At 59.4% G+C, this 19602-nt stretch carries 19 protein-coding genes; 11 read left to right on the plus strand and 8 right to left on the minus strand.

Features of this window, described 5'->3' with window-relative positions:
* Nucleotides 1–5: 5 nt before the first annotated feature.
* Nucleotides 6–851 carry a sugar phosphate isomerase/epimerase family protein gene (locus ABKF58_RS13365; protein ID WP_482581170.1) on the plus strand — a complete coding sequence of 282 codons (846 nt, stop codon included), beginning with the start codon at nucleotides 6–8 and terminating at the stop codon, nucleotides 849–851.
* Nucleotides 852–1120: 269 nt separating this feature from the next.
* Here the strand turns inward: ABKF58_RS13365 and ABKF58_RS13370 are convergent, their stop codons facing one another.
* A complete protein-coding gene (locus tag ABKF58_RS13370; protein ID WP_482581172.1) occupies nucleotides 1121–1987 on the minus strand; it encodes an IclR family transcriptional regulator domain-containing protein in 867 nt (288 codons plus the stop codon).
* Nucleotides 1988–2605: 618 nt separating this feature from the next.
* Between ABKF58_RS13370 and ABKF58_RS13375 the strand changes: the two genes are divergently transcribed.
* The 4 genes from ABKF58_RS13375 to ABKF58_RS13390 all read left to right on the plus strand — a co-directional run bounded on the left by ABKF58_RS13375 (nucleotide 2606) and on the right by ABKF58_RS13390 (nucleotide 7985).
* Nucleotides 2606–3691 carry a porin gene (locus ABKF58_RS13375; RefSeq protein ID WP_482581174.1) on the plus strand — a complete coding sequence of 362 codons (1086 nt, stop codon included), beginning with the start codon at nucleotides 2606–2608 and terminating at the stop codon, nucleotides 3689–3691.
* A 498-nt stretch (nucleotides 3692–4189) separates the two neighbouring features.
* Nucleotides 4190–5068 carry a shikimate dehydrogenase family protein gene (locus ABKF58_RS13380; protein WP_482581175.1) on the plus strand — a complete coding sequence of 293 codons (879 nt, stop codon included), beginning with the start codon at nucleotides 4190–4192 and terminating at the stop codon, nucleotides 5066–5068.
* A 77-nt stretch (nucleotides 5069–5145) separates the two neighbouring features.
* On the plus strand, nucleotides 5146–6516 hold the full coding sequence (locus ABKF58_RS13385) for an MFS transporter (RefSeq protein ID WP_482581177.1): 1371 nt from the start codon (nucleotides 5146–5148) through the stop codon (nucleotides 6514–6516).
* A 239-nt stretch (nucleotides 6517–6755) separates the two neighbouring features.
* Nucleotides 6756–7985: an MFS transporter gene (locus tag ABKF58_RS13390; RefSeq protein WP_482581179.1), complete on the plus strand. Its 1230-nt coding sequence runs from the start codon at nucleotides 6756–6758 to the stop codon at nucleotides 7983–7985.
* Nucleotides 7986–8360: 375 nt separating this feature from the next.
* On the opposite strand, the gene ABKF58_RS13395 is transcribed toward ABKF58_RS13390, so the two are convergent.
* Nucleotides 8361–9509: a branched-chain amino acid ABC transporter substrate-binding protein gene (locus tag ABKF58_RS13395; RefSeq protein ID WP_482581181.1), complete on the minus strand. Its 1149-nt coding sequence runs from the start codon at nucleotides 9507–9509 to the stop codon at nucleotides 8361–8363.
* Nucleotides 9510–10126: 617 nt separating this feature from the next.
* On the opposite strand from ABKF58_RS13395, the gene ABKF58_RS13400 reads away from it, so the two are divergent.
* Nucleotides 10127–10960 carry a class II glutamine amidotransferase gene (locus ABKF58_RS13400; protein WP_482581182.1) on the plus strand — a complete coding sequence of 278 codons (834 nt, stop codon included), beginning with the start codon at nucleotides 10127–10129 and terminating at the stop codon, nucleotides 10958–10960.
* A 185-nt stretch (nucleotides 10961–11145) separates the two neighbouring features.
* On the opposite strand, the gene ABKF58_RS13405 is transcribed toward ABKF58_RS13400, so the two are convergent.
* A complete protein-coding gene (locus ABKF58_RS13405; RefSeq protein ID WP_482581184.1) occupies nucleotides 11146–11841 on the minus strand; it encodes a TetR/AcrR family transcriptional regulator in 696 nt (231 codons plus the stop codon).
* Between the two features lie 262 nt (nucleotides 11842–12103).
* On the opposite strand from ABKF58_RS13405, the gene ABKF58_RS13410 reads away from it, so the two are divergent.
* Complete coding sequence (locus ABKF58_RS13410) at nucleotides 12104–12520, plus strand: PaaI family thioesterase (RefSeq protein WP_482581186.1); 417 nt, start codon at nucleotides 12104–12106, stop codon at nucleotides 12518–12520.
* A 186-nt stretch (nucleotides 12521–12706) separates the two neighbouring features.
* Here the strand turns inward: ABKF58_RS13410 and ABKF58_RS13415 are convergent, their stop codons facing one another.
* From ABKF58_RS13415 to ABKF58_RS13435, 5 genes are all read right to left on the minus strand, one after another.
* Entirely contained in the window at nucleotides 12707–13147 is a 441-nt protein-coding gene (locus tag ABKF58_RS13415) for a DMT family transporter (RefSeq protein ID WP_482581188.1), read from the minus strand.
* A 63-nt stretch (nucleotides 13148–13210) separates the two neighbouring features.
* Nucleotides 13211–13741: a GNAT family N-acetyltransferase gene (locus tag ABKF58_RS13420; RefSeq protein ID WP_482581190.1), complete on the minus strand. Its 531-nt coding sequence runs from the start codon at nucleotides 13739–13741 to the stop codon at nucleotides 13211–13213.
* Nucleotides 13741–14325 (minus strand): helix-turn-helix domain-containing protein, encoded by a 585-nt coding sequence (locus ABKF58_RS13425; RefSeq protein WP_482581192.1) that lies wholly within the window; start codon nucleotides 14323–14325, stop codon nucleotides 13741–13743. The genes ABKF58_RS13420 and ABKF58_RS13425 overlap by 1 nt, the downstream gene beginning before the upstream one ends.
* Before the next feature lie 215 nt (nucleotides 14326–14540).
* Nucleotides 14541–14717, minus strand: a complete 177-nt coding sequence (locus ABKF58_RS13430) for a hypothetical protein (RefSeq protein ID WP_482581194.1) — start codon at nucleotides 14715–14717, stop codon at nucleotides 14541–14543.
* Between the two features lie 434 nt (nucleotides 14718–15151).
* On the minus strand, nucleotides 15152–15382 hold the full coding sequence (locus ABKF58_RS13435) for a hypothetical protein (protein ID WP_482581196.1): 231 nt from the start codon (nucleotides 15380–15382) through the stop codon (nucleotides 15152–15154).
* A 188-nt stretch (nucleotides 15383–15570) separates the two neighbouring features.
* Between ABKF58_RS13435 and ABKF58_RS13440 the strand changes: the two genes are divergently transcribed.
* From ABKF58_RS13440 to ABKF58_RS13455, 4 genes are all read left to right on the plus strand, one after another.
* Complete coding sequence (locus ABKF58_RS13440; RefSeq protein WP_482581197.1) at nucleotides 15571–15828, plus strand: helix-turn-helix domain-containing protein; 258 nt, start codon at nucleotides 15571–15573, stop codon at nucleotides 15826–15828.
* 1272 nt (nucleotides 15829–17100) lie between these two features.
* Entirely contained in the window at nucleotides 17101–18282 is a 1182-nt protein-coding gene (locus tag ABKF58_RS13445; RefSeq protein ID WP_482581199.1) for a hypothetical protein, read from the plus strand.
* A 171-nt stretch (nucleotides 18283–18453) separates the two neighbouring features.
* Nucleotides 18454–18765: a hypothetical protein gene (locus tag ABKF58_RS13450; RefSeq protein WP_482581201.1), complete on the plus strand. Its 312-nt coding sequence runs from the start codon at nucleotides 18454–18456 to the stop codon at nucleotides 18763–18765.
* Nucleotides 18766–18836: 71 nt separating this feature from the next.
* Nucleotides 18837–19457, plus strand: coding sequence for a restriction endonuclease (locus ABKF58_RS13455; RefSeq protein WP_482581202.1), 621 nt, complete (start codon nucleotides 18837–18839; stop codon nucleotides 19455–19457).
* Nucleotides 19458–19602 lie beyond the last annotated feature (145 nt).

Below are 19602 nucleotides of genomic sequence, written 5' to 3' on the forward strand. Positions count from 1 at the left end.
CGATCATGGAACGATCCCGTTTTGCCATCGATACCACCGCCCTTGCCGGGGCGCTGGAAGACAAGTTGGCGGCCATCGCCGAGGCCGGTTTTTCGGCCGTGACGCTGTCGGCCAAGGATTTGGTGGGCGAGCAGACCGGCGGCCTGGAGCAGGCGGTGCGCCGGGTGCGCGACAGCCAGTTGGCGGTCAGCGGCTTCCTGGCGCTGCGCGACTTCGAAGGGCTGGGCGGCCGCTTCCTCGACTACAAGGTCGACATCGCCAAGTCGATGCTGCGCATGGCGCAGCAGACCGGTGCCGATCTCTTGCTGGTGTCGTCGACGACCTCGCCGCAAGCCAGCGGCGACCTCGACACCATCGTGCAGCATCTGCAACTGCTGTCGGCGCTGGCGACGCCGCTCGGCTTGCGCATCGGCTACGAACCGCTGGCCTGGGGGCGCCACGTCGCGGACTACCCCAGTGCCTGGCAGGTGATCGAGCGGGTCGACCGCGAAAACGTCGGCCTGGTGCTCGATTCCTTCCACCTGTTTGCCCGCGGCATGCAGCCGGACGACCTGAAAGCCATTCCACCGGAGCGCCTGTTCCTGGTGCAGCTTTCCGACGCCATGTACGACTACGTGCCGGCTCTCGACGAGATGGTGGAGCTCTCCCTGCATCACCGCTTCTTCCCGGGCGAGGGCGAGCACAGCCGGGCGCTGGTGGAACTGGTGAGCCGGCTGGAGGCGGGCGGCTATCGCGGCCGCTACGCCTTCGAGGTGGCCAATGACGATTATCAGCATTGCCCCCCGTCGCTGGTGCTGCAGTGGGCAGGGCAGGCGGTGGAGTGGCTTTCTTCGCAGGTACAGTCGGGCTGAACGCGCTGTTTCCGGCGCCCCGCTACGGTGCGGCGTCGGCGTACTGATCTCCCTCGCTTCCGGCCATGGCCGGGAGGGGTAACGTTGTTTGTGTTGGTGTGTGCACCTGGCGATTTCCCAGGGATTGGCGGACGGGTCTTCCCGTCCGTTTTTTTTGCGTGCCACAAATCGGCGGGCATGAGGCGGAGAGACGGCGTTGCCGAGACGGGACGGGATGGAAAGGCCCTCCCGGCGGCGGGTGCGCAGCCGGGAGGGTATGGCGGGCCCGCTCAGGGCAGCAGCAGCGACAGCTCGTTGGACCCGGCGCGCAGCACCGGCAGGATGCGGGTTTCCAGGTCGCTCAGCGAGACGCGCCCGGCCTGCACGCCGATGTTCATCGCCGCCACCACCTTGCCGTCCGATGCCGCGATCGGCACCGCGATCGAGCGCAGCCCGATTTCCAGTTCCTGATCGACGATGGCGTAGCCTTGCGCGCGTACCTTTTCCAGTTCGGCGCGCAGATCGTCCACGGTGATCAGGGTGTGCGAGGTGTACTTGATCAGCTTGGCGCGGGCCAGCTGGGCCTCGCGCTCTTCGGCGGGCAGGCTGGCCAGCAGGACGCGCCCCATCGAGGTGTAGGCGGCCGGCAGCCGGCTGCCGATGTCGAGGTCGATGGTCATGATGCGCGAGGTCGAGGCGCGCGCGATGTAGAGGATGTCGTCGCCGTCGAGGATGGCGATCGAGCTCGATTCGTTGAGCGTGTTGCTGATGTAGCGCAGCACCGGCTGGGCCGCCTTGGCCAGCGGGGTCGAGGCCAGGTAGGCGTGGCCCAGCGACAGGATGCGCGGGCGCAGCGCGAAGTTGCGGCCGTCCTCGGCGCTGACGAAGCCGAGCTTGTTCAGCGTGTACAGGCAGCGGCGCACGGCGGCGCGCGGGATGCCGGTCTTCTGGCTGATCTGCGAGATCGACATCAGGCGGCGCTGTTGCGAGAACGCCTGGATCACGGTCAGGCCGCGTGCGAGCGAGGTCATGAAGTTGGGATCGCCACTCTGCGAGGCGATGTCATCCGCGGCGGTCTGAGGGGTGTCTTCGCTGCTCTCGTCGGGACCGGACAGCTCTTCCAGGTCCTCAGCGGGGCGGTCTTCAGTGTTGTACATGGGCCGTCTCTTGTCATGGCGGGGCGGCTGGCTAACGACGCAGATGAGCGTGTGCCATTTCCGTTAAAGCGTCCATGCCGCCTTCGCCTCGTTCAATCGTTCACTCTCCGCCCTGTGGCGGAGCGCATGTCTCCGTGAATGCAGGCTGTCGGCCTGTTCCTCCCGCATCGCCTCGCATTCACCGGCACCGTCAGGATAGTTGATTATTCGCCTATCGCACAATATTTCGATTATCGGTATTGACCGTGCTGAGGGCGGCTGGCTACAGTTTGTTCGATAAACAAATAGATGTGCGTTAAACGCACAAAAACGACTTAGGAGAGACAGTCATGGCCCATCACCCACTTTCCCTCCCTGACGTTCGACCCGGCCGCGGGCGTGCGCCGCGTTCTCATGGCGTCGCGCGTTTCCGTGTTGCACCCGAATTTGATCGGACCGCCAACGATCGGCGTTCCTGTCAAAGGCGGCCGGGTTTTGCCTGGTCGCTGGCGGTTTCGAGTTTGTTCCCCGTCCCCGATGCCCGATCCCGATGGATCGGCAGCGCGCTGGAATGGCGGGTGACGTGTTCGAGGCTGCCCCCCACACCAAAAAAGCTGTGTCCATCTAGGAGAAAGATTCATGAAGCAGAAGAAAAGCCTGATCGCCGCTCTGGCACTGGGCATGACCTCGTTTGCCTACGCCGACGTCACGCTCTACGGCCGTATCCACATGGACCTGGAAAGCACCAAGGCCGGTACGACCGAGACGCCGTCACTGTCCAAGGTACAGAACGATGCCTCGCGCATCGGCTTCAAGGGCAGTGAGGATCTGGGGAACGGCCTGAAAGCGATCTGGCAGGTGGAGTCGGGGGTGTCGGTCGATGCCGGCGGCGGCACCTGGGCCTCGCGCGAGAGCTTCCTGGGCCTGAGCGACGCCACCTTCGGCACCCTGAAGGCCGGCAACTTCCTGGTGCCTTACGACGATCTGCATTACATCGCCGGCAACAACTTCCAGCAGGGCACCGGTATTTCCAACGATGCCGCGATGTGGGCCAACGGCGGCGATCTCAAGACCGGCGGCTTCGATACGCGCCTGGGCAACTCGATCAGTTACCAGACCCCCAAGTACAAGGGCTTCAGCTCGCGCATCCAGTATTCGCTGACCACGGACGCCACCAATGGCAAGGAAGCGAAGTCGAACGGGGCTTCGGTGGTTTCGGCCAACGTGCTGTACGACGACGGCCCGCTGCGCGTCGGCTACGGCTTCCAGAACAACCGCGACATGCAGGGCCTGTCGTCCAACTTCTACGAGGACGGCACCGCCCACATGCTGGCCGCGGGCTATGTCTTCGGCGACTTCTACCTCGGCGGCCTGTACGAGCACATCAAGCTGGAAAACATCAACAACAGCGGCAACGACCGCAGCCGCAACTACTACGGCGCGATGGCCAGCTACACCGCCGGCCTCAACGTGTTCTCGGCCCAGTTCGGCAAGGCGGCGTCGTGGACCGGGGCGGCCGGGGTGGCCGACAGCGGCGCGCGCATGGGCTCGATCGCCTACAACCGCATCCTGAGCAAGACCACCCAGGTGTACGCGCTGTACACGCTGATGCACAACGATGACAACGCCGGCTACGTGCTGGGTTCGAACGCCGTGCAGCCGGGTGCGGGCGCGGTCATGTCGAAGCAGCACTCCATCGCCATCGGCATGTGGAAGAACTTCTGAGCGTTTGCCGTTCTCGCCAGGCCCGCCCCTCCGGCGCGGGTCTTTTTCTTGGCCAAGGTTGGCCGAAGCCGGGTGGAATCCGGGCCGGTCAACACAGTTAGTCTCGTTGTGTTCGATAGACGAACGATAATTCGATAATCGGTGTTGACGGCGTGTCATGGCCGACCTACATTGAAGTCCGATATAAGAACATAAGGGCGTTAATCGCCCATTACGATTTGGAGGATGATCATGATCAACGCCGTGGCCCCGTCCCTCGTTTCCACCCGCCAGCCCGCTCAAGCGAGCGCCTTGCCGGTCGGTCCGATCGCATCCCCTTCCGATCGACTTCCCGCTCTCCGTCACGCTTTCGAACGAGCACATCGCGCTAGCGCGACCCCTCGCCGACGGCCGTTGCCGGCCGGATCCACCGCCCTGGCGATCGTGCGTCGATCGCCGCCCCGCACCCGGCAGGCCATCCATGCCCCGGGAACGGAAAAGCCAGTTAGGAAGAGTCTGATGAAGATCACCGGTTCCACCCGCGTGTATTTCGTGATCGCCGATCCGATCGACCAGGTCCGCGCGCCTGAACTGTTCAACCTGGTATTCCGTCTGTACGGCATCGATGCCGTGGTGGTGCCGCTGAACGTCAAGCCGGAAGACTTCGATGCCACGCTCAGGGCGCTGTTCAAGGCGCCCAATGTGGACGGCGTGTTCCTGTCGATTCCGCACAAGCCGGCGGCGCTGACGGTGGCCGACCGCTGCTCCCGGCTGGCGCAGGTGGCCGGGGCGGTCAACGCGGTACGCCGCGCTCCGGACGGCGCGCTCGAAGGCGACCTGTTCGACGGCCTGGGCTTCGTCAAGGCACTGGAGCGCGCCCACATTCCCTACGCCGGCCAGCGCGTGCTGCTGATCGGTGCCGGCGGTGCCGCCTCGGCGATTGCCGCCGCGCTGGCGGCGTGCGGCAGCGCCGAGATCGCCGTCTTCGATCCAGCCGGCGACAAGGCCGCGCAGCTGGCGGCGCGCATCGCCGAGGCCTTCCCGGTCGAGACCCGTGCCGCCGCCAGCAACGACCCGGCCGGCTACGACCTCGTCGTCAACGCCTCGCCGCTGGGCATGAAGCAGGGCGACCCGGCGCCGTTCGACGTGACGCGGCTCGACGCCGGCGCCGCGGTGTTCGACGTGCTGATGAAGAACCAGCCGACGCCGCTGCTGTGCTCGGCACGCGCCCGCGCGCTCAAGGCCGAGCCCGGTTTCGAGATGCTGATCCAGCAGGCGCCGCTGTACCTGCGCTTTTTCGGCCTGGAGACCGCGGCGGCCGGCATCGAGAACGATGCCTCCGCGCTCAGGGACATGATTTACCCCAAAGAATTGCTCGACACCCTGCAGGCGTCCTGACGGACGCACAAAGACAGGGAGAGCCCGTCGCGCAAGCCCCGCTTGCGTCACTTTTGATGTAATGGAGGAGATAAACCGTGACTGTATCCACTGCTATCGACGTTCGCGCGTTGATCAATGACCGTGCCATCGGGCTGTGCCAGAAACTGGTGGTGTTGCTCGGCTTTTGCATCATCGCGCTCGATGGTTTCGACGTCGCGATCATGGGCTTCATCGCGCCCCAACTGAAGCAGGAATGGGGGGTAACCAACCAGATGCTGGGGCCGGTGCTCAGCGCCGCCCTGGCCGGCCTTGCCATCGGCGCCCTGGTCGCTGGCCCGCTGGCGGACCGTTTCGGCCGCAAGGTAGTGCTGGTGTGCAGCGTGTTCTTCTTCGGCGTCTGGACGCTGGCGACGGCGGCGTCCACCGACATCACGCACCTGATCATGTTCCGCTTCCTGACCGGCCTGGGCCTGGGCGCGGCGATGCCGAACGTGGGCACGCTGGTGTCGGAGTACGCCCCGGACCGCAGCCGTTCCTTCCTGGTGACGGTGGTGTTCTGCGGCTTTACCGTCGGCGCGGCCGGCGGCGGTTTCCTGGCGGCCTGGATGATTCCGAACTTCGGTTGGGCCAGCGTGCTGGTGCTGGGCGGCGTGCTGCCGCTGATCGTGGCGCCGATCCTGTTCTTCAAGTTGCCGGAATCGGTGCGCTTCCTGGTCACCAAACGCGCCCCGGCCGAGCGGATTTGCAAGATTGTCGACCGGCTCGCTCCGGGCGTGGCCAACGAGCATTCCACCTTCGTGATGCCGAGCGCCCCGGCGGCGACCTCGAACGAAAGTCCGATCAAGATCGTGCTGTCCAAGCAGTACAAGTTCGGCAGCCTGATGCTGTGGCTCGGTTATTTCTCGGCGCTGTTCCTGGTGTACCTGATGGGCAGCTGGATGCCGACCCTGGTGAAGGAGTCCGGCTACAGCGTCAGCGACGCCGCGGTGGTGACGGCGTTCTTCCAACTGGGCGGCCCGATCGGCTCGCTGTTCCTCGGCTGGTGCATGGACCGCACCAACCCGCACAAGCTGCTGGCGCTGACCTACCTGTTCGGCGGCGCAATGCTCTACGTGCTGGGCATGGTGTCGAGTCACTTCGCCCTGGTGGTGCTGCTCTCCTTCGTGATCGGCTTCTGTTTCAACGGTGCCAATACCGGCATGAACGCGCTGTCGGCCAGCTTCTACCCGACCGAGGCACGGGCCACCGGCTCCAGCTGGATGCACGGTATCGGCCGCTGGGGCGCGGTGCTGAGCGCCTTCGCCGGTGCCCAGATGCTGGCCATGGGCTGGTCCTTCTCGCAGGTGTTCGGGGCGCTGTCGGTGCCGGCGGCTCTGACCGCGCTGGCCATCCTGGCGAAGGGCATCAACGGCGCGCGTCAGCGCCAGGCGGCCGGGCGGGACGTTGCGCTCTATGCCGGCAAGTGATCTTTTCCGTCACGGGCGGACGGCCACGGCTCGCCGTAGTGTTCCGGCCGTAAGCGATGATTTGAACTCCTTGTGACCCGGGGACTTGGGCGGACGTACGAACGTTCGCCTTTTTTTGCCTGTCGTCGATCACGCTAAACTATGCTGCCCGTGGCCGCCCAGCATCGTCTTGTGGCGGGAGGGCTCCGGGCGTTTGCAACGCTTCCGTCCTGTTTTAACCCGTTATCCGATTTCAGCCGATGCCAGACAATACCTCCGCAACCGCCGCGACGCCGGTGGCCCCCGCCACCACGGGCTCTGCCACCGGGCCGATCATCGCCATCGTGTTCTTCAACTTGGTGGCCTACCTCGCAGTCGGCCTGCCGATGGCGGTGGTGCCGGGCTACGTGCACGGCCCGCTGGGCTATGGCGAGGTGGTGGCGGGCTTCGCCGTCAGCATCCAGTACCTGGCCACCTTGCTGAGCCGGGCCTATGCGGGCCGGCTGTGTGACAACCACGGCCCCAAGCGCTCGGTCCTGTCGGGCATGGCGCTGTGCTGTGCCAGCGGGGTTTGCCTCTGGATTGCCGGACTGTCGGGCCTGGCTCCGGCGGGCAGCCTGGCCAGTCTGATCGCGGGGCGTCTGCTGTTGGGGACCGGGGAGAGCCTCGTCACCACCGGCACCATTACCTGGGGAATTGCCCGGGCCGGCAGCGCCCATACCGGCAAGGTCATTTCCTGGAACGGCATGACCAGCTACGGCGGTATGGCCATCGGAGCGCCCTTGGGCGTGGTGCTCGCCGAGCGCTGGGGCTTTGGCGCGCTGGGCCTGACCACCGTGGCGATGACACTGGCCTCGTGGTTCCTGGCGCGGCGTAAGCCGGCCGTGGCGCCATCCGGCGGCGAGCGGCTGCCGTTCAGCCAGGTGTTCCGGCGCATGGTGCCGTTCGGGCTGTGCCTGGCGCTGGGCTCGGTCGGGTTCGGTGCCATTTCCACCTTTGTCACCTTGTTCTTTGCCAGCCGGCACTGGCCGGATGCGGCGCTGGCGCTCACCCTGCTGGGCGTCTTCTTCATCGCGGCGCGCCTGCTGTTCGCCGGCAGCATCAATCGTTTCGGCGGTTTTCCGGTGGCGCTGGTGTCGCTCGTCGTAGAAGCCTCCGGCTTGCTGCTGCTGTGGCTGGCTGCCGCACCCTGGCAGGCCTTTGCCGGCGCGGCCCTGACGGGGTTCGGCTTTGCGCTGGTGTTTCCGTCACTGGGCATGGAGGCCGTGCGCCGGGTGCCCAGCGGCAGTCGCGGTGCGGCCTTGGGGGCTTATGCGCTGTTTCTCGATCTGGCACTCGGCGTGACCGGGCCGCTGGCCGGCGTTGTGGCGAATCGGCTGGGGTATGCGTCGGTGTTTCTGCTGGCCGCACTGGCCGTCGTGCTGGCGGCCATGCTGAGCAGCCTGCTGCACAGCATGGCGGGGAAGGGGACCGCAGCGCCGGCCGCGTGAGCGTGACCCGGGCAGGCGGTCGGTTCGAGCAGTATGGGGCTGTTGCTGTGTGGTGGTGACGGGAAGCGGGTTGGGGCGGTATGCCGGGAACCCAGGTTATGGCGTGAAGGCCGGCAACAGGCCAGGATGACCCCGTGGCGAGATTTCGTCTTTATTTACTGTAATTTCGTCAAGAATCCAGCCTCTTAAAGCCGGTCTGGATTGCATGCGCTGGCGTGCCCGGCCACAGAGCCCGCAAAAAAAACCGCCGCTCGGATCGAGCGGCGGGATAAAGGGCCATACCCCCACAGCAACAACATTAATCTCTTAAATAAGCCTTCCTCGCCCGCTCGTCGTTTAACCGATCACGTGCAGGGGCGTGCTGTGTGTTGGCGGCTATTTACCCTCGGATACCGGGACCGGCTGACCGTTCTTGAACGAGTACACCGTGATGGGGGAGTTTTTGAGGTCCCGCTTGTCGTCGAACTGGTAGGTTCCGGCTACGCCCTGCTGGTTGCTGGCCGCCAGTGCCGCGCGGTATTGCTTGGGCTCCACCGAGTTGGCTTTCTGCATGGCCTTGGCAATGATGTTGAGACCGTCATACATGGAAGCACCATAGACGAGCGGCTCGATGCTGAAGCGCTTTTTGTACTCGGTGGTGAATTGCTTGCCTTCGCTGGTCTGCTCCAGCACCGGCCCGCCCTGTGGGCAATAAACGCCACCATCGACGGTGGTCCCCCCCAGCTTGGCCAACTCTTCGTTGCAGATGCCATCGCCTCCCAGCAGATACGCTTTCAGCCCCAGGCGCGCCATCTGGCGACGCATCGGCCCACCTTGCGAGTAATAGCCGCCGTAGAAAATGCCATCCGGTTTGGCGGCTTTGATACTGGTCAGAATGGCCGAGAAGTCGGTCGATTTGTCCGTCGTGAATTCCCGGGCGACAATCTGGATACCGTTGGCTTTTGCCGCCTTGATGAATTCTTCGGCAACGCCCTGGCCGTAAGCCGTACGGTCATCGATGATGGCAAAACTCTTCGCTTTCAGATTCTTGGCAGCGAATACCCCCATTTTAGTACCCAGTTGGGTATCGCTGGCACCGATCCGGAAAACGTAAGGGTAGCCGTTCTGGGTGACCTTCGGGTTGGAGGCGACGGTTGCCATCACGATGCCCGCGTCGTTGAGGAGCTTGGAGATGGGGATGGCCACGCCCGAGTTGTAGGGGCCGATCACGGCCTTGACGTTGGCATCGACGAATCGCTGCGCTACCGTCATACCGGTGCGGGGGTCGGCGCCATCGTCTTCCGACATCATCTCAAAACGCACTTTCTTGCCGCCCACGACGATGCCTTGGGCATTGAGGCGATCCATGGCCATTCTCAGACCATTCTCATGGTCTTTACCGATAGCGGCTTGCGGGCCGGTGAGCGGACCGGTCAGCCCGATCTTGACGGTCATTTCTTCTGCCGCGAACCCCAGTAACGGGGTGAGCGCCAACCCTGCTGCGAAAACAAATTTGGTACGAAAGTGACGAACGTTGGCCATCATGTTTCTCCGTTGTAGACATGTTTTCATTGGCAAGTGCTGCGTCGCCAATGTCGTCTGCTCATCCTGTAAATACCGAATGGCAGACTGGGGTGGCAAAAATGAACGTCTTTGTCATTTGTAACGTGCGCACGTCATAGTTTTTGGTCGCCATTCGACAGGTTTTGTTCTTTTTTGGACATGCGTCGCGAGGGCGTTTGAAATCAGGTGCCGGCCAAGGTTGGTTGCCGCATAGCTCTGACGGGTCGACAAAGAAAGAATGTCGCGCTCGCTGGAATCGAGGTGCGCTTACCTTGGAATTCGAGTTTCGGTAATCAAAGGTTCGGGAATAGTGAACGGCGAGGCCTCGTGGCTGGAGAGATTGGCTTGTGCCGTGTGTAAAAGTGCACACCGTGCTGGCCGTAGACGGTATGTCGGCCCGAAGATGTCGCCATGCGCGATAGTCATCATGCGCATTAATCTGATGACTGATGGGCCATCAAGGATTGGGCGTAGCCATAGCGTTTAGAGGTGGTCCGCTGTTGCAGGCCTTGAGCGACGTTAACGTGTGGGGCGCCCACCTGGTGCCCAATATGGAGATGGGACAGTGCCATAATGGATTTTCACCCTGGAGTCCGATCATGTGCCGCTGGCTCGCTTACTCGGGAAACCCCGTTCCGCTTGAAACGGTGCTGTTTCAAGCAAAACATTCCTTGATCGATCAGAGCCTGCACTCACGGCTCAGCGTCTCGACCACCAATGGCGATGGCTTCGGCCTCGGCTGGTATGGGCGCCCAGGCGAAACGCCGTATCGCTACCGCAGCGTGCACCCGGCGTGGAACGACCCCAACCTGCGCGAGGCGGCGCGCGCCATCCATTCGCCGCTTTTTCTGGCCCATATCCGCGCCGCCACCGATACGGCGGTGCAGGAGACCAACTGCCATCCGTTCCGGCACGGGCACTGGCTGTTCGTCCACAATGGTCTGGTGCGCAACTACCACGCCGTGCGTCGCGACCTGATGCTGGCGGTGGCCCCCGAACTGTTTGCCTCGATAGAGGGGACGACCGATTCCGAGCTGTTGTTCTTTCTCGCCTTGACGTATGGCCTGGCGACCGAGCCGGTGCCGGCGCTGGAGCGGATGGCGGCGCTGGTCGAGGAGACCGGGCGGCGCCATGGGGTGGAAGCGCCGCTGACCATGACGATGTGCGCGACCGATGGGCAGCAGATGGTCGCTGTGCGTTATTCCAGCGAGACACAGTCGCGCTCGCTGTTTCACAGCACGTCGTTTCACCACCTGCACGAACTGTATCCGGACGACCCGCGCATCACGGCGGCCGGCGACGATGCCTTCCTCGTGCTGTCCGAACCGCTTGTCGACCTGCCCGAGGTGTGGGAGGAGGTGCCGGAGCAAACCGCCATCGTGGCGCGTGCCGGCACGATCATGCAGCACCACTTCAACCCTCATCTGCCCTGAGGCGCCAGGGTTGCCTGGACGATTTTCATTCTGCGTCGATGATAGAGGAACGGTCGGTGTGTGACTTTGCTGGGGCGTTCGGGGCCGGCAGGGAGGGGCTAGTTTTGGCCAGCCTGCAGGCGGTCACAAATTACAGCTGCCAGTGTGCGGGCTGGGTGCGTTCAACGACTGCGTGACTTTTGGCCCTATGCGCGAGACGTCGAGAGCCGCTGAATGAGCGAATCCATGTATTGCACAAAGAGTGCGTCCGGGTTCTGTTTGAACAGACGAATACGCCCCGTGTTGTTTAGCACGAGAATGCCCACGATGTGCGCAAACACAGCCGTGGTCTCGATGAGCGCCTTATCGGCGGCCAGGCCCAATGCTTCCAGTTGGCTCTGGACAGGTTGCAGGGCAGCCATCAACTGCTCATTCAGTTGCTGGTTGAGTTCAGGCGTCAGGCCCCTGGGCTTCATGCCGTCGAAAAGGTAGAACCCCAGGTCCAGTTCTTTGGGGTTGTCCCGATAGAACACGTAGAAGGCTTCGGCCTTGGCGCGGAGCAGCTCGGTTGCCGTGGCGAACTGTGCCTTGCCGCGGGTGCCTGCATCGGCAGCCTCAACAACTTGGTTCAGACGCTGCAAGGACTCGCCAAGCAGGGCGCCGTAGATTTCTTCCAGGTTGGCAAAGTAGCTGTAAATTGCCCCTGGCGTATATCCGGCCCGCTTGGCGATTTCCCGCAGGCTTGCCCCATCCAGCCCCAGCTCGAAAAACGCGGTACGGGCTGCATCCAGTATGAGGGTTCGTCGCGCCTGATTAAGCGCATTTTCCCTGGCCACCCGTGACTCGGCGGTGGCAGAAATTCTCCGAGAGCTAACTTTTTGACTTGCAGTTGACTTGGCCATGATCCTGATTCTACACTGCATTCATAAATTGAACAGTGTTCATTTTAATGAATTCCGTGTATGTTTGCCGGTTATGTCAGCAACGGGCACCCGTAGGTTTGATGGGTGGTATGGCTTTCGGGAATCCCGGAGAAAGGGCCTGCCCACCGTCTTATGGATGGGGATGAGCCGGACGTTGATGCCCTGTTGCTTCAGCTTGGCATTCATGCCCTGGCTGTCATCTATTCTCCCCAAAACAAAATCAGGTTTCAGGAGTGAACCCATGCCTGCAACGAAAGAAGAGGTTGCCGCATTCATGGCAGCGGAATTTCCGCAAAGCAAGTGTGTAGTTGAAGCGGTTGGCGATGATGGGGCCAGGGTTTCGCATCATATTGGCCCAGGTGAGTTGCGCCCAGGCGGAACGGTTTCGGGTCCAGTGCTCATGGGGGTGGCGGATGTGGCCTTGTACGTGGCCATCCTCGGCAAAATTGGCATCGTGCCGCTGGCTGTGACTACCAGTCTCACCATCAACTTTCTGCGCAAGCCATCTGCCGATGCTCACATCATTGCTGAGTGCAAGCTTATGAAGGTCGGTCGTACGTTGGCTGTCGGTGAGGTTTCACTGTACTCGAAGGGTTCAAGTGAGCCGGTGGCTCACGTTGTGGGAACGTATTCCATTCCGCCTGAGCGCAATAGCTAAGAGCCTGTTCGAGGTCTTTGCCGCCCGTTTGTCTTCTCTCCGCGCTCGTCTGCCTTTGCCAGTTAACAAGCTGGCCTTGCCTGGAACAACTACTGCAATCAATGCATCAATGAACTGCATGAATGCCATATTGTTCAATCGTGCCTGAACGTAATGCCGACAGGGGCAAGATCAACCTGCATGCTTTTACCCCTTCCCCCGAAGGATAAGGACCGCGCCGGCGATGAGAAGCGCCGCCCCTAGCAGCGAGAGGGCACTGGGTGGCGTCTGTGCCTTGTAGGCATCCACCAGCAGACCGGTGCCGAGCTGGCTGGCGACCAGCACGGTAATGGTCACCGATGCCCCAACCGACTGGTAGCCCACGATACCGGCAAAGACAAAAAACGAGCCCAGCAGGCCAGGCAGAACAACCCAGGGGCGGATCGCCTGGATGGTTTCACTGACGCCCGCCAAGCCGTTGCGGGCCAGCAAGGTGCCCAACAACAGCACCAGCCCCATTGCGGAGTTGATGACCAGCGTAATGATTACTGTCGAGACGGACTCGGTTATCCGCACCATCAACAGGTTTTGTATCACCAGCGCCACCCCAGCTGCGGTCAGCAGGGGGAAAACAAGATAAGCATTCATGATCTGCGCTCCTTGCCTGCCAGCCTTGGCGCCGGCACCAAGATCACCAACCGGCACCGGGCATTAGCCATCCACAGGCGTATGCGGCGTATCCAGCAGCAACTGATAGAAGGCCAGATCAAGCCAGCGGCCAAACTTGAAACCCACTTCGGGCAGGGTGGCGACGTGCTTGAAGCCCAGCCGTTCATGCAGGGCAATGCTGCCGGCGTTGCTGGCGTCGATGCCGCCCATCATGGCGTGCACATCATTTTGCCGCGCGGCGGCAATCAGGGCCTTCATCACCGTGTTGCCCAGACCCTGGCCACGATAATCCTTGTGCACGTAGACGGAGTGTTCAACCGAGTACTTGAATGCCGGCCAGGCCCGGAAGGTGCCGTAGCTGCCGAATGCCAGCAACTGGCCATCGCTGTCTTCAACGCCGATGACGGGGAAACCGCCTTTTCTCTTGGTTTCAAACCAGCTCACCATGCTCTCGGCCGGGCGGGGCTTGTAGTCGTATAACGCGGTCGAGTTGACGATGGCGTCATTGAAGATATCCAGGATGGCTGCCGCATGACGGTCAAAATCGCAATCAACAAGCCTGTGCTCACTCATTACTGTCTCCCTGTCGAGGATGGTGTTGCGGTCAGCGCGATGAGGTAACGCGCCGAACGTGAAGTGGGGTTGTGGAACACGATCTGTTGGCCAAGCACCATCGCCAGGCAGTCGCCAGGCTGGAGATGCCATGTTCGTCCCTCTGCCGTGATGTCCATTTCGCCATCGAGCATCCAGATCTGCTGGTGCGTGACGATGCTGCGCATTGCATTGTCAAAAGTCACCTTTTGTCCGGGCTGGAAGGTCACTTCGGCCAACTCGATCGGAGACCCATAGCCAGGTGGTGACAACTGGCGTCGAAGGTAACCGGACGCAGGGTCTTGCCAGACAGGCTGTTCTTCAGCGCTCGATAGTGGCGAGGCCACAAGCGCTTCTGCTTCTTCGGAAAACAGCGAGGCCAGACTGACGCCCAGCGCATCGGCAAGTTTATTCAGCACCGCCGCAGTGGCACTGGTTTCTGCACGCTCGATCAGCGAAATCATCGAGCGGCTGACGCCACTGAGCTCGGCGAGCTTTTCCAAGGAGTAAGCGCGGCTCTTTCGCAGGGAGTAGATGCGTTTGGCGAGGCGGGTGTCTAGATTCATTATTCCAATATACAGGAATTAAAATCTAGCAAACAAGAATTTATTGCGGGGCACCAGTGACGACGGCTTGGTGAGGGTTTTCACGAAGAGGGGTAATGGTGTCGCCTTGACCAGGTCTGGCGCCGTACCGGGCCTGACGGTTCGGAGCAGGAGGGGCAGTACCGTGGTGTGGCTCCTTTTTCCTGAACGGATGGTTCTGCCGGGTCAATCGAAGCTTACAGCGGCACGGCCTCCTTCCGGGCGACCTGTTGGCGGCCCACTTCCAGCATGGCAATGCTGCCGAAGATCACGATGACAGCCAGTATTTCCAACAACCCGACTCGTTCACCCGCAGCCCAGCCGATGAGAAGCGCCACAATGGGGGTCATGTAAATCCAGCCCGAGGCCGCCACAGCGCCCAGTTCCTGAAGCAGGAAGTAGTAAAGGACAAATGATGCGCCGGTAGCCTAACAGGCAATGCTCAAGCGCACCGTACTATTGCGCTGGATCAGGGGCTGCCACTCACTGGCCAGATCCCCTTACTTCACCAACTCATGCCACGCCGGGTTTCATGGCATGTTCCATCGGTGCCTATGGCAGAGAAACCAGCTGGCAAAGGCCTTGGTATCGTGCCAGAGCAGGCCGCGATGCTGGGCGATGTAGAGCTGCTTGATGGAGAGGCTTGGCAAGGGGCGTTCGTACTGATCGAAGAGTAGTTGTCTGGTGTGGGGTGAATGGTGCAGGGCGGTTTGGTAATGATCTGTCCAAGGCCAAACGATGCTGGGGGTGCCTGAGCTGTCATGTTTCAGGGTGAATCCGAACAAATCCAGTGGGGCGGTCAGGTCGATCAGGCCGCCAGCGGTCTGGCGAGTGCTTGGGCATCGAGGAATTTCTCGAAGGGAAGGGCTAGTGGCTCCGGTTGCTGGCTCAGGGAGGCCTGCCCGATCACGATGGAGAAGGGCAGGCCGTTCTGATCGCCGTCGATGTAGCCCACGATGTGGCGGCATTGGGTGAACAGTTCGGTAACCGTGAGCGCAGTACCGGGCCGGGCGGTTCGGTGCGGCGGGTTCAATGCCATGGTTTGGCTCCTTTTCATTCGACGACCCTGTTAACGACAGCACAAACAAACTCTTACAGAGCCCCCTGCATGGCCGGCTAAACTATAAGTAAAGATGCTTTTGCATCACGTATTAGAGTGGCAAAAACGGCTGATACGTGATGTAAAAGCCGTGGATGCTAAGACAGCATAGCGCAAAGATTGAGGCCATGCCAGCCTCATTAAAAGCCCCGGACCCAAGCCAACCTATCAGGTCGCTAAGAGACGTGCTTGCCTTCAATGTGCGGTTGCATCGCGTGGAGAAGAAGCTGTCTCAAGAACAGCTTGGTTTTGCTGCGGGGCTGGACCGAACATTCATCAGCCAAGTCGAGCGGGCTAGGATCAATGTATCGCTCGATAACATAGAGAAGATCGCATCGTCTCTCGATGTGCCCGCTTCCGAGTTGTTGAAATGGCCTGAGCTGTAAGAACGGGCAACCAGCGCGATCTCGCCGTCGTTCCTTTTTCCTTCCGTCTGCCCGTGCCAGCGGCATCTACCTTCTCAGTACAACCGGCTGTCTTGCCAAGAACCTGCTGGCGCGTCGTGTACTGCTTGTGCATGCGTCGCAGGTGCTTGGAGAAGTCCCCGTTCAGCATGAAGACGTGTGTGCATCTAATTCCTGAAACAGTCGCTGACCGAAGGACCGTCCGCGCTATGCATGCGAGTTGAGTAGTCGGGCGGGGGTGCAGGCTTTCATCACTTCACCAACTCATACCACTAAGTTAAGACGGGCAACGGCATGTTGCCCTGGGAGTAGTGCTGTTTACTTGGCAGTACCGTCGCTCTATAAGTTGGGACACCACCCCGTCCTGTACTTTATGTCCCGTAGCCGATGCGCTGCTGTCACACAGGACAATGAGTGCCAACGGCCGCAATGACCGAATCGGCCTCGTCGCCCCAAGGACAGGTGGCCGTTCGGCCAAACTGGCCGTCCACTCCACTAGGTCGGAGCGACCGCTTCCTGCTATTGACCTGACATCCACCCCTTTCACGCTTTTGTAGCCTCTCCGCCTCATAAGTAGTCATTTGCTGCTTTGAACTGTAAAGCGGCCCTCCACTATGAGCGGCATGCAACCCGTTCGGCATCACTTAGCTGACACCCGGGCAGAGGTGTGTTTGCTCGATGTTTTAGGGTGTCTAAATGCATAGACAAGATAGAAAGCGTTTGTAGGCAAGAACCTTCGTTGACGTTGGCATTTTTATGCGACATGATCGGTGCATGTGAATGCACCTTTTAGGGTGCCTACTTCTAGTTAGGCTGTGAAGCCAATGACCACCGATGCCCTCCTACCTTACATTGGACGAAGTTCTACAAGCAAAGCGCAAACTGCGTCGCTCGGCCTGGCGTAGTGCTGGGCGATCAGTTCTGTTCACCCGTTCTTTGGGGTTTTACTTCAGCGACGGTGTTCCTTATTGTTACTTGGCTATGGGGATTTGTAGATCCGATCAAAACTGATCGTATTTACTGGGTGATCGTTTCAATCTCATTTGTCTTGTTCGGATCGTAGTCCCTCATAGACTTCTTTTGTGAATTCATGTTTCGCCGAAGTATCCTGACATCCTTTGAAGCACGCATTCGCGCAGGGGGGCATCCCACGGTCTAACTCAACAGTGCACTCGGACCTCGCGCAAAAGCAAGCGCGGGGCCTGTGATATAGAAAGTTAGTCATTAATAACCATCAGATTAGGGGAAAATAAAGTGAGTGAGCCAAGCGATGCCGAGAAGGAGGTTTCATCCAGAGTAACTTCGGCCGTTAATAAAAAGCGAAAGCGTATTGTGAGGTCATTTCCAGCCTGCGCCTTTGAGGAGGCTGCAGAGTTTGCAAAGCAAATATTGGTATTCGGAAGTGGCCAGCCGGTCCGCAGATTGTCTCTATTCGATCACCTCGGAAAATCTCCTGAGAGCAGCTCAAGTCGACAGCTCATTACCAACGCAGGTAAGTATGGCCTCGTCGAAGGAAGCTACGCCGCAGAGCAAATTAAGCTGACAGCCGAGGGCATCAAGGCTGTAGATGACGAGGTTTCGAAGCGAGATCAGATCAAGGCGCGTGTCAATCTAGCCGTTACGTCGATTGAGCCATTCCAGAAGTTGTACGACAGATTCAAAGGAAACAAACTTCCAGCGAAAACCGTGCTCATAGATGCAGTCGTAGAAAGTGGAGTAGAGACAGGGGCAGCAGAAGAAGCGGTAGATACTTTTATTCTAAATCTTCGATACGTTGGTCTGTTGAAAATGCTTTCGGGAGCCGAGCGCATTGTAACCACAGAACATCTCCTAGACCGTCTGCCGGCAACATTGCTCAAGGCTCCAGACGGTGGCGATTTCGCATCGCAAACAACTGTCCGTCCAGCTGCGCATTTGATGACCACTGAGCAGGCCAAGTTTGAGACGACATGCTTCTATGTCACTCCAATTGGCGAAGAGGGCTCCGAACAGCGCAAACATTCAGACTTATTTCTGAGCTCACTGGTAGAGCCGGCACTTGAGCAGTTTCACCTGAAGGTCGTTCGCGCCGATGCAATCGACAAGCCTGGAACAATTACCCGACAAATCATCGAATACCTCATTCGGTCTCGGCTCGTTATCGCGGACTTGTCATTTCACAACCCAAACGTTTTCTACGAGCTTGCGATTAGACACGCTGCAAGACTTCCGGTAGTACAAATCGTTAGAGCTGCCGACAGAATTCCTTTTGATCTCAGTCAGACCAGAACTATCAAGATCGACACCACAGATATTTACTCTCTGGTTCCTCGAATGGAAATCTACAAATCAGAAATAGCCAGTCAAGTGCGGCGCGCCCTCGATGATCCAGATGCTGTTGATAATCCAATTTCGATCTTCTATCCTAATTTTAAAGCCTCACTTTCTGATGGCTAGAAATGGCTAACAAGTCATTCAGGCAGACGGACTTTTCGATTGATTTGAACGTTAGTCGTTGGGAAAAACTAATAGTTATCAACTAATTTGCGTGGTTATATTTAAGCCCGCCAACAATGGACCACCCGCAAAGGCTGTCCGCTAAATGGCCGTCAAAAACAAGGATTTGATATGAATAAAAAATTGGCAAAACGCCTTATTTTAGAAATTGGAGACGAATATGGGTATGAGACTGAAGGCTCATACGCCGACTCCGCCATTTACGTTTACTTTGACAGAACCAAGCACGGCATTGCGTTTCAAATAAAGGATTCTACTCACCCTCGTGCAGCAGAAGAGGGATGGCTACAAGTTCACCACTTTGAGGGGGCTCCAGAGGAATGGGGGCCTGCCCTCCACTCTATTCGTTCAATGGGTGATGTTGTCGCATTCTGCCAGACATTGATAACATTCAACCAAATCAAATCCAAACGAAAAGATTAATTCTTCAGGGAGCCTAAGCTGAAAACCGTTAGAGACGCAAAGGGCCATGGCTCTTGACAGTAGGGAGTCTCATGATTACCGATTGGAAGCAAGTCTCCCCAGCTTTGTTTGAAAAGCTCTGTGCTGCCGTTCTTCAGAAGACTGGTTTCACCAACATCAAGTGGTACGGTGAGGCGGGGGGCGACAAAGGGCGAGACATCATCGCTGAAAGGCTAGATGCGCCCGTTCCAGGTGTACAACGCCACGAACGATGGATGATCCAGTGTAAGCGATATACAAAATTCTCTCTATCCAAGTCTGAGCTAAAGGAATTGCTTGATGCGGCGCTTGAGCACAAGATCGACTCGCTTCTAATAATCGTTACATCGACAGTGTCAGCGAATCTACGAGACTGGTTGGCTGTCGCATCAGAGACCTATCCATTCAAGGCATACATTTGGGAGGAATTAGATTTCCGACGCCAGGTTAATGCTCATAAGCTTGAGCTGCTCGAATCAATCCCAGAGCTTGCTGGTGGCAAAGAGCCATTGTGGATGTACCCAATGAGCCACAATGAAATACGCCTTGCATGCAACGAATTTGAAGAAGTCGAAATTGTGGTGATTAACGTTGATAACGTTGAGGAAGCAAAGGCGAAGGCCGCGGAGTTTCTTAAATATTTGCAAGCAAATGGTTTCGAGTGGTGGAGCTAAGATTCAACCCCTCGGCCAACCGGACCTTCCGTATAAAGCTGTGCAAGCTGGTTACCTCAGTCGAAGATTGTTCACTTAGGCTCGCCGAAGCGAACTCACTACAAAGCGATGTTTGATTAATTTTGGTGCTTGCCGCACTAGGTTT

The organism is Pseudogulbenkiania sp. AW2-16 (genome assembly GCF_056824575.1).

Bases quoted from the DNA above. Each gene is read 5' to 3' on its own strand.
- ABKF58_RS13425 (WP_482581192.1), bottom strand. From the start codon at position 14,325: ATGAATCTAGACACCCGCCTCGCCAAACGCATCTACTCCCTGCGAAAG.
- ABKF58_RS13420 (WP_482581190.1), bottom strand. From the start codon at position 13,741: ATGAGTGAGCACAGGCTTGTTGATTGCGATTTTGACCGTCATGCGGCA.
- ABKF58_RS13440 (WP_482581197.1), top strand. From the start codon at position 15,571: ATGCCAGCCTCATTAAAAGCCCCGGACCCAAGCCAACCTATCAGGTCG.
- ABKF58_RS13410 (WP_482581186.1), top strand. From the start codon at position 12,104: ATGCCTGCAACGAAAGAAGAGGTTGCCGCATTCATGGCAGCGGAATTT.
- ABKF58_RS13380 (WP_482581175.1), top strand. From the start codon at position 4,190: ATGAAGATCACCGGTTCCACCCGCGTGTATTTCGTGATCGCCGATCCG.
- ABKF58_RS13400 (WP_482581182.1), top strand. From the start codon at position 10,127: ATGTGCCGCTGGCTCGCTTACTCGGGAAACCCCGTTCCGCTTGAAACG.
- ABKF58_RS13370 (WP_482581172.1), bottom strand. From the start codon at position 1,987: ATGTACAACACTGAAGACCGCCCCGCTGAGGACCTGGAAGAGCTGTCC.
- ABKF58_RS13365 (WP_482581170.1), top strand. From the start codon at position 6: ATGGAACGATCCCGTTTTGCCATCGATACCACCGCCCTTGCCGGGGCG.
- ABKF58_RS13375 (WP_482581174.1), top strand. From the start codon at position 2,606: ATGAAGCAGAAGAAAAGCCTGATCGCCGCTCTGGCACTGGGCATGACC.
- ABKF58_RS13435 (WP_482581196.1), bottom strand. From the start codon at position 15,382: ATGGCATTGAACCCGCCGCACCGAACCGCCCGGCCCGGTACTGCGCTC.
- ABKF58_RS13455 (WP_482581202.1), top strand. From the start codon at position 18,837: ATGATTACCGATTGGAAGCAAGTCTCCCCAGCTTTGTTTGAAAAGCTC.
- ABKF58_RS13415 (WP_482581188.1), bottom strand. From the start codon at position 13,147: ATGAATGCTTATCTTGTTTTCCCCCTGCTGACCGCAGCTGGGGTGGCG.
- ABKF58_RS13390 (WP_482581179.1), top strand. From the start codon at position 6,756: ATGCCAGACAATACCTCCGCAACCGCCGCGACGCCGGTGGCCCCCGCC.
- ABKF58_RS13450 (WP_482581201.1), top strand. From the start codon at position 18,454: ATGAATAAAAAATTGGCAAAACGCCTTATTTTAGAAATTGGAGACGAA.
- ABKF58_RS13405 (WP_482581184.1), bottom strand. From the start codon at position 11,841: ATGGCCAAGTCAACTGCAAGTCAAAAAGTTAGCTCTCGGAGAATTTCT.
- ABKF58_RS13395 (WP_482581181.1), bottom strand. From the start codon at position 9,509: ATGATGGCCAACGTTCGTCACTTTCGTACCAAATTTGTTTTCGCAGCA.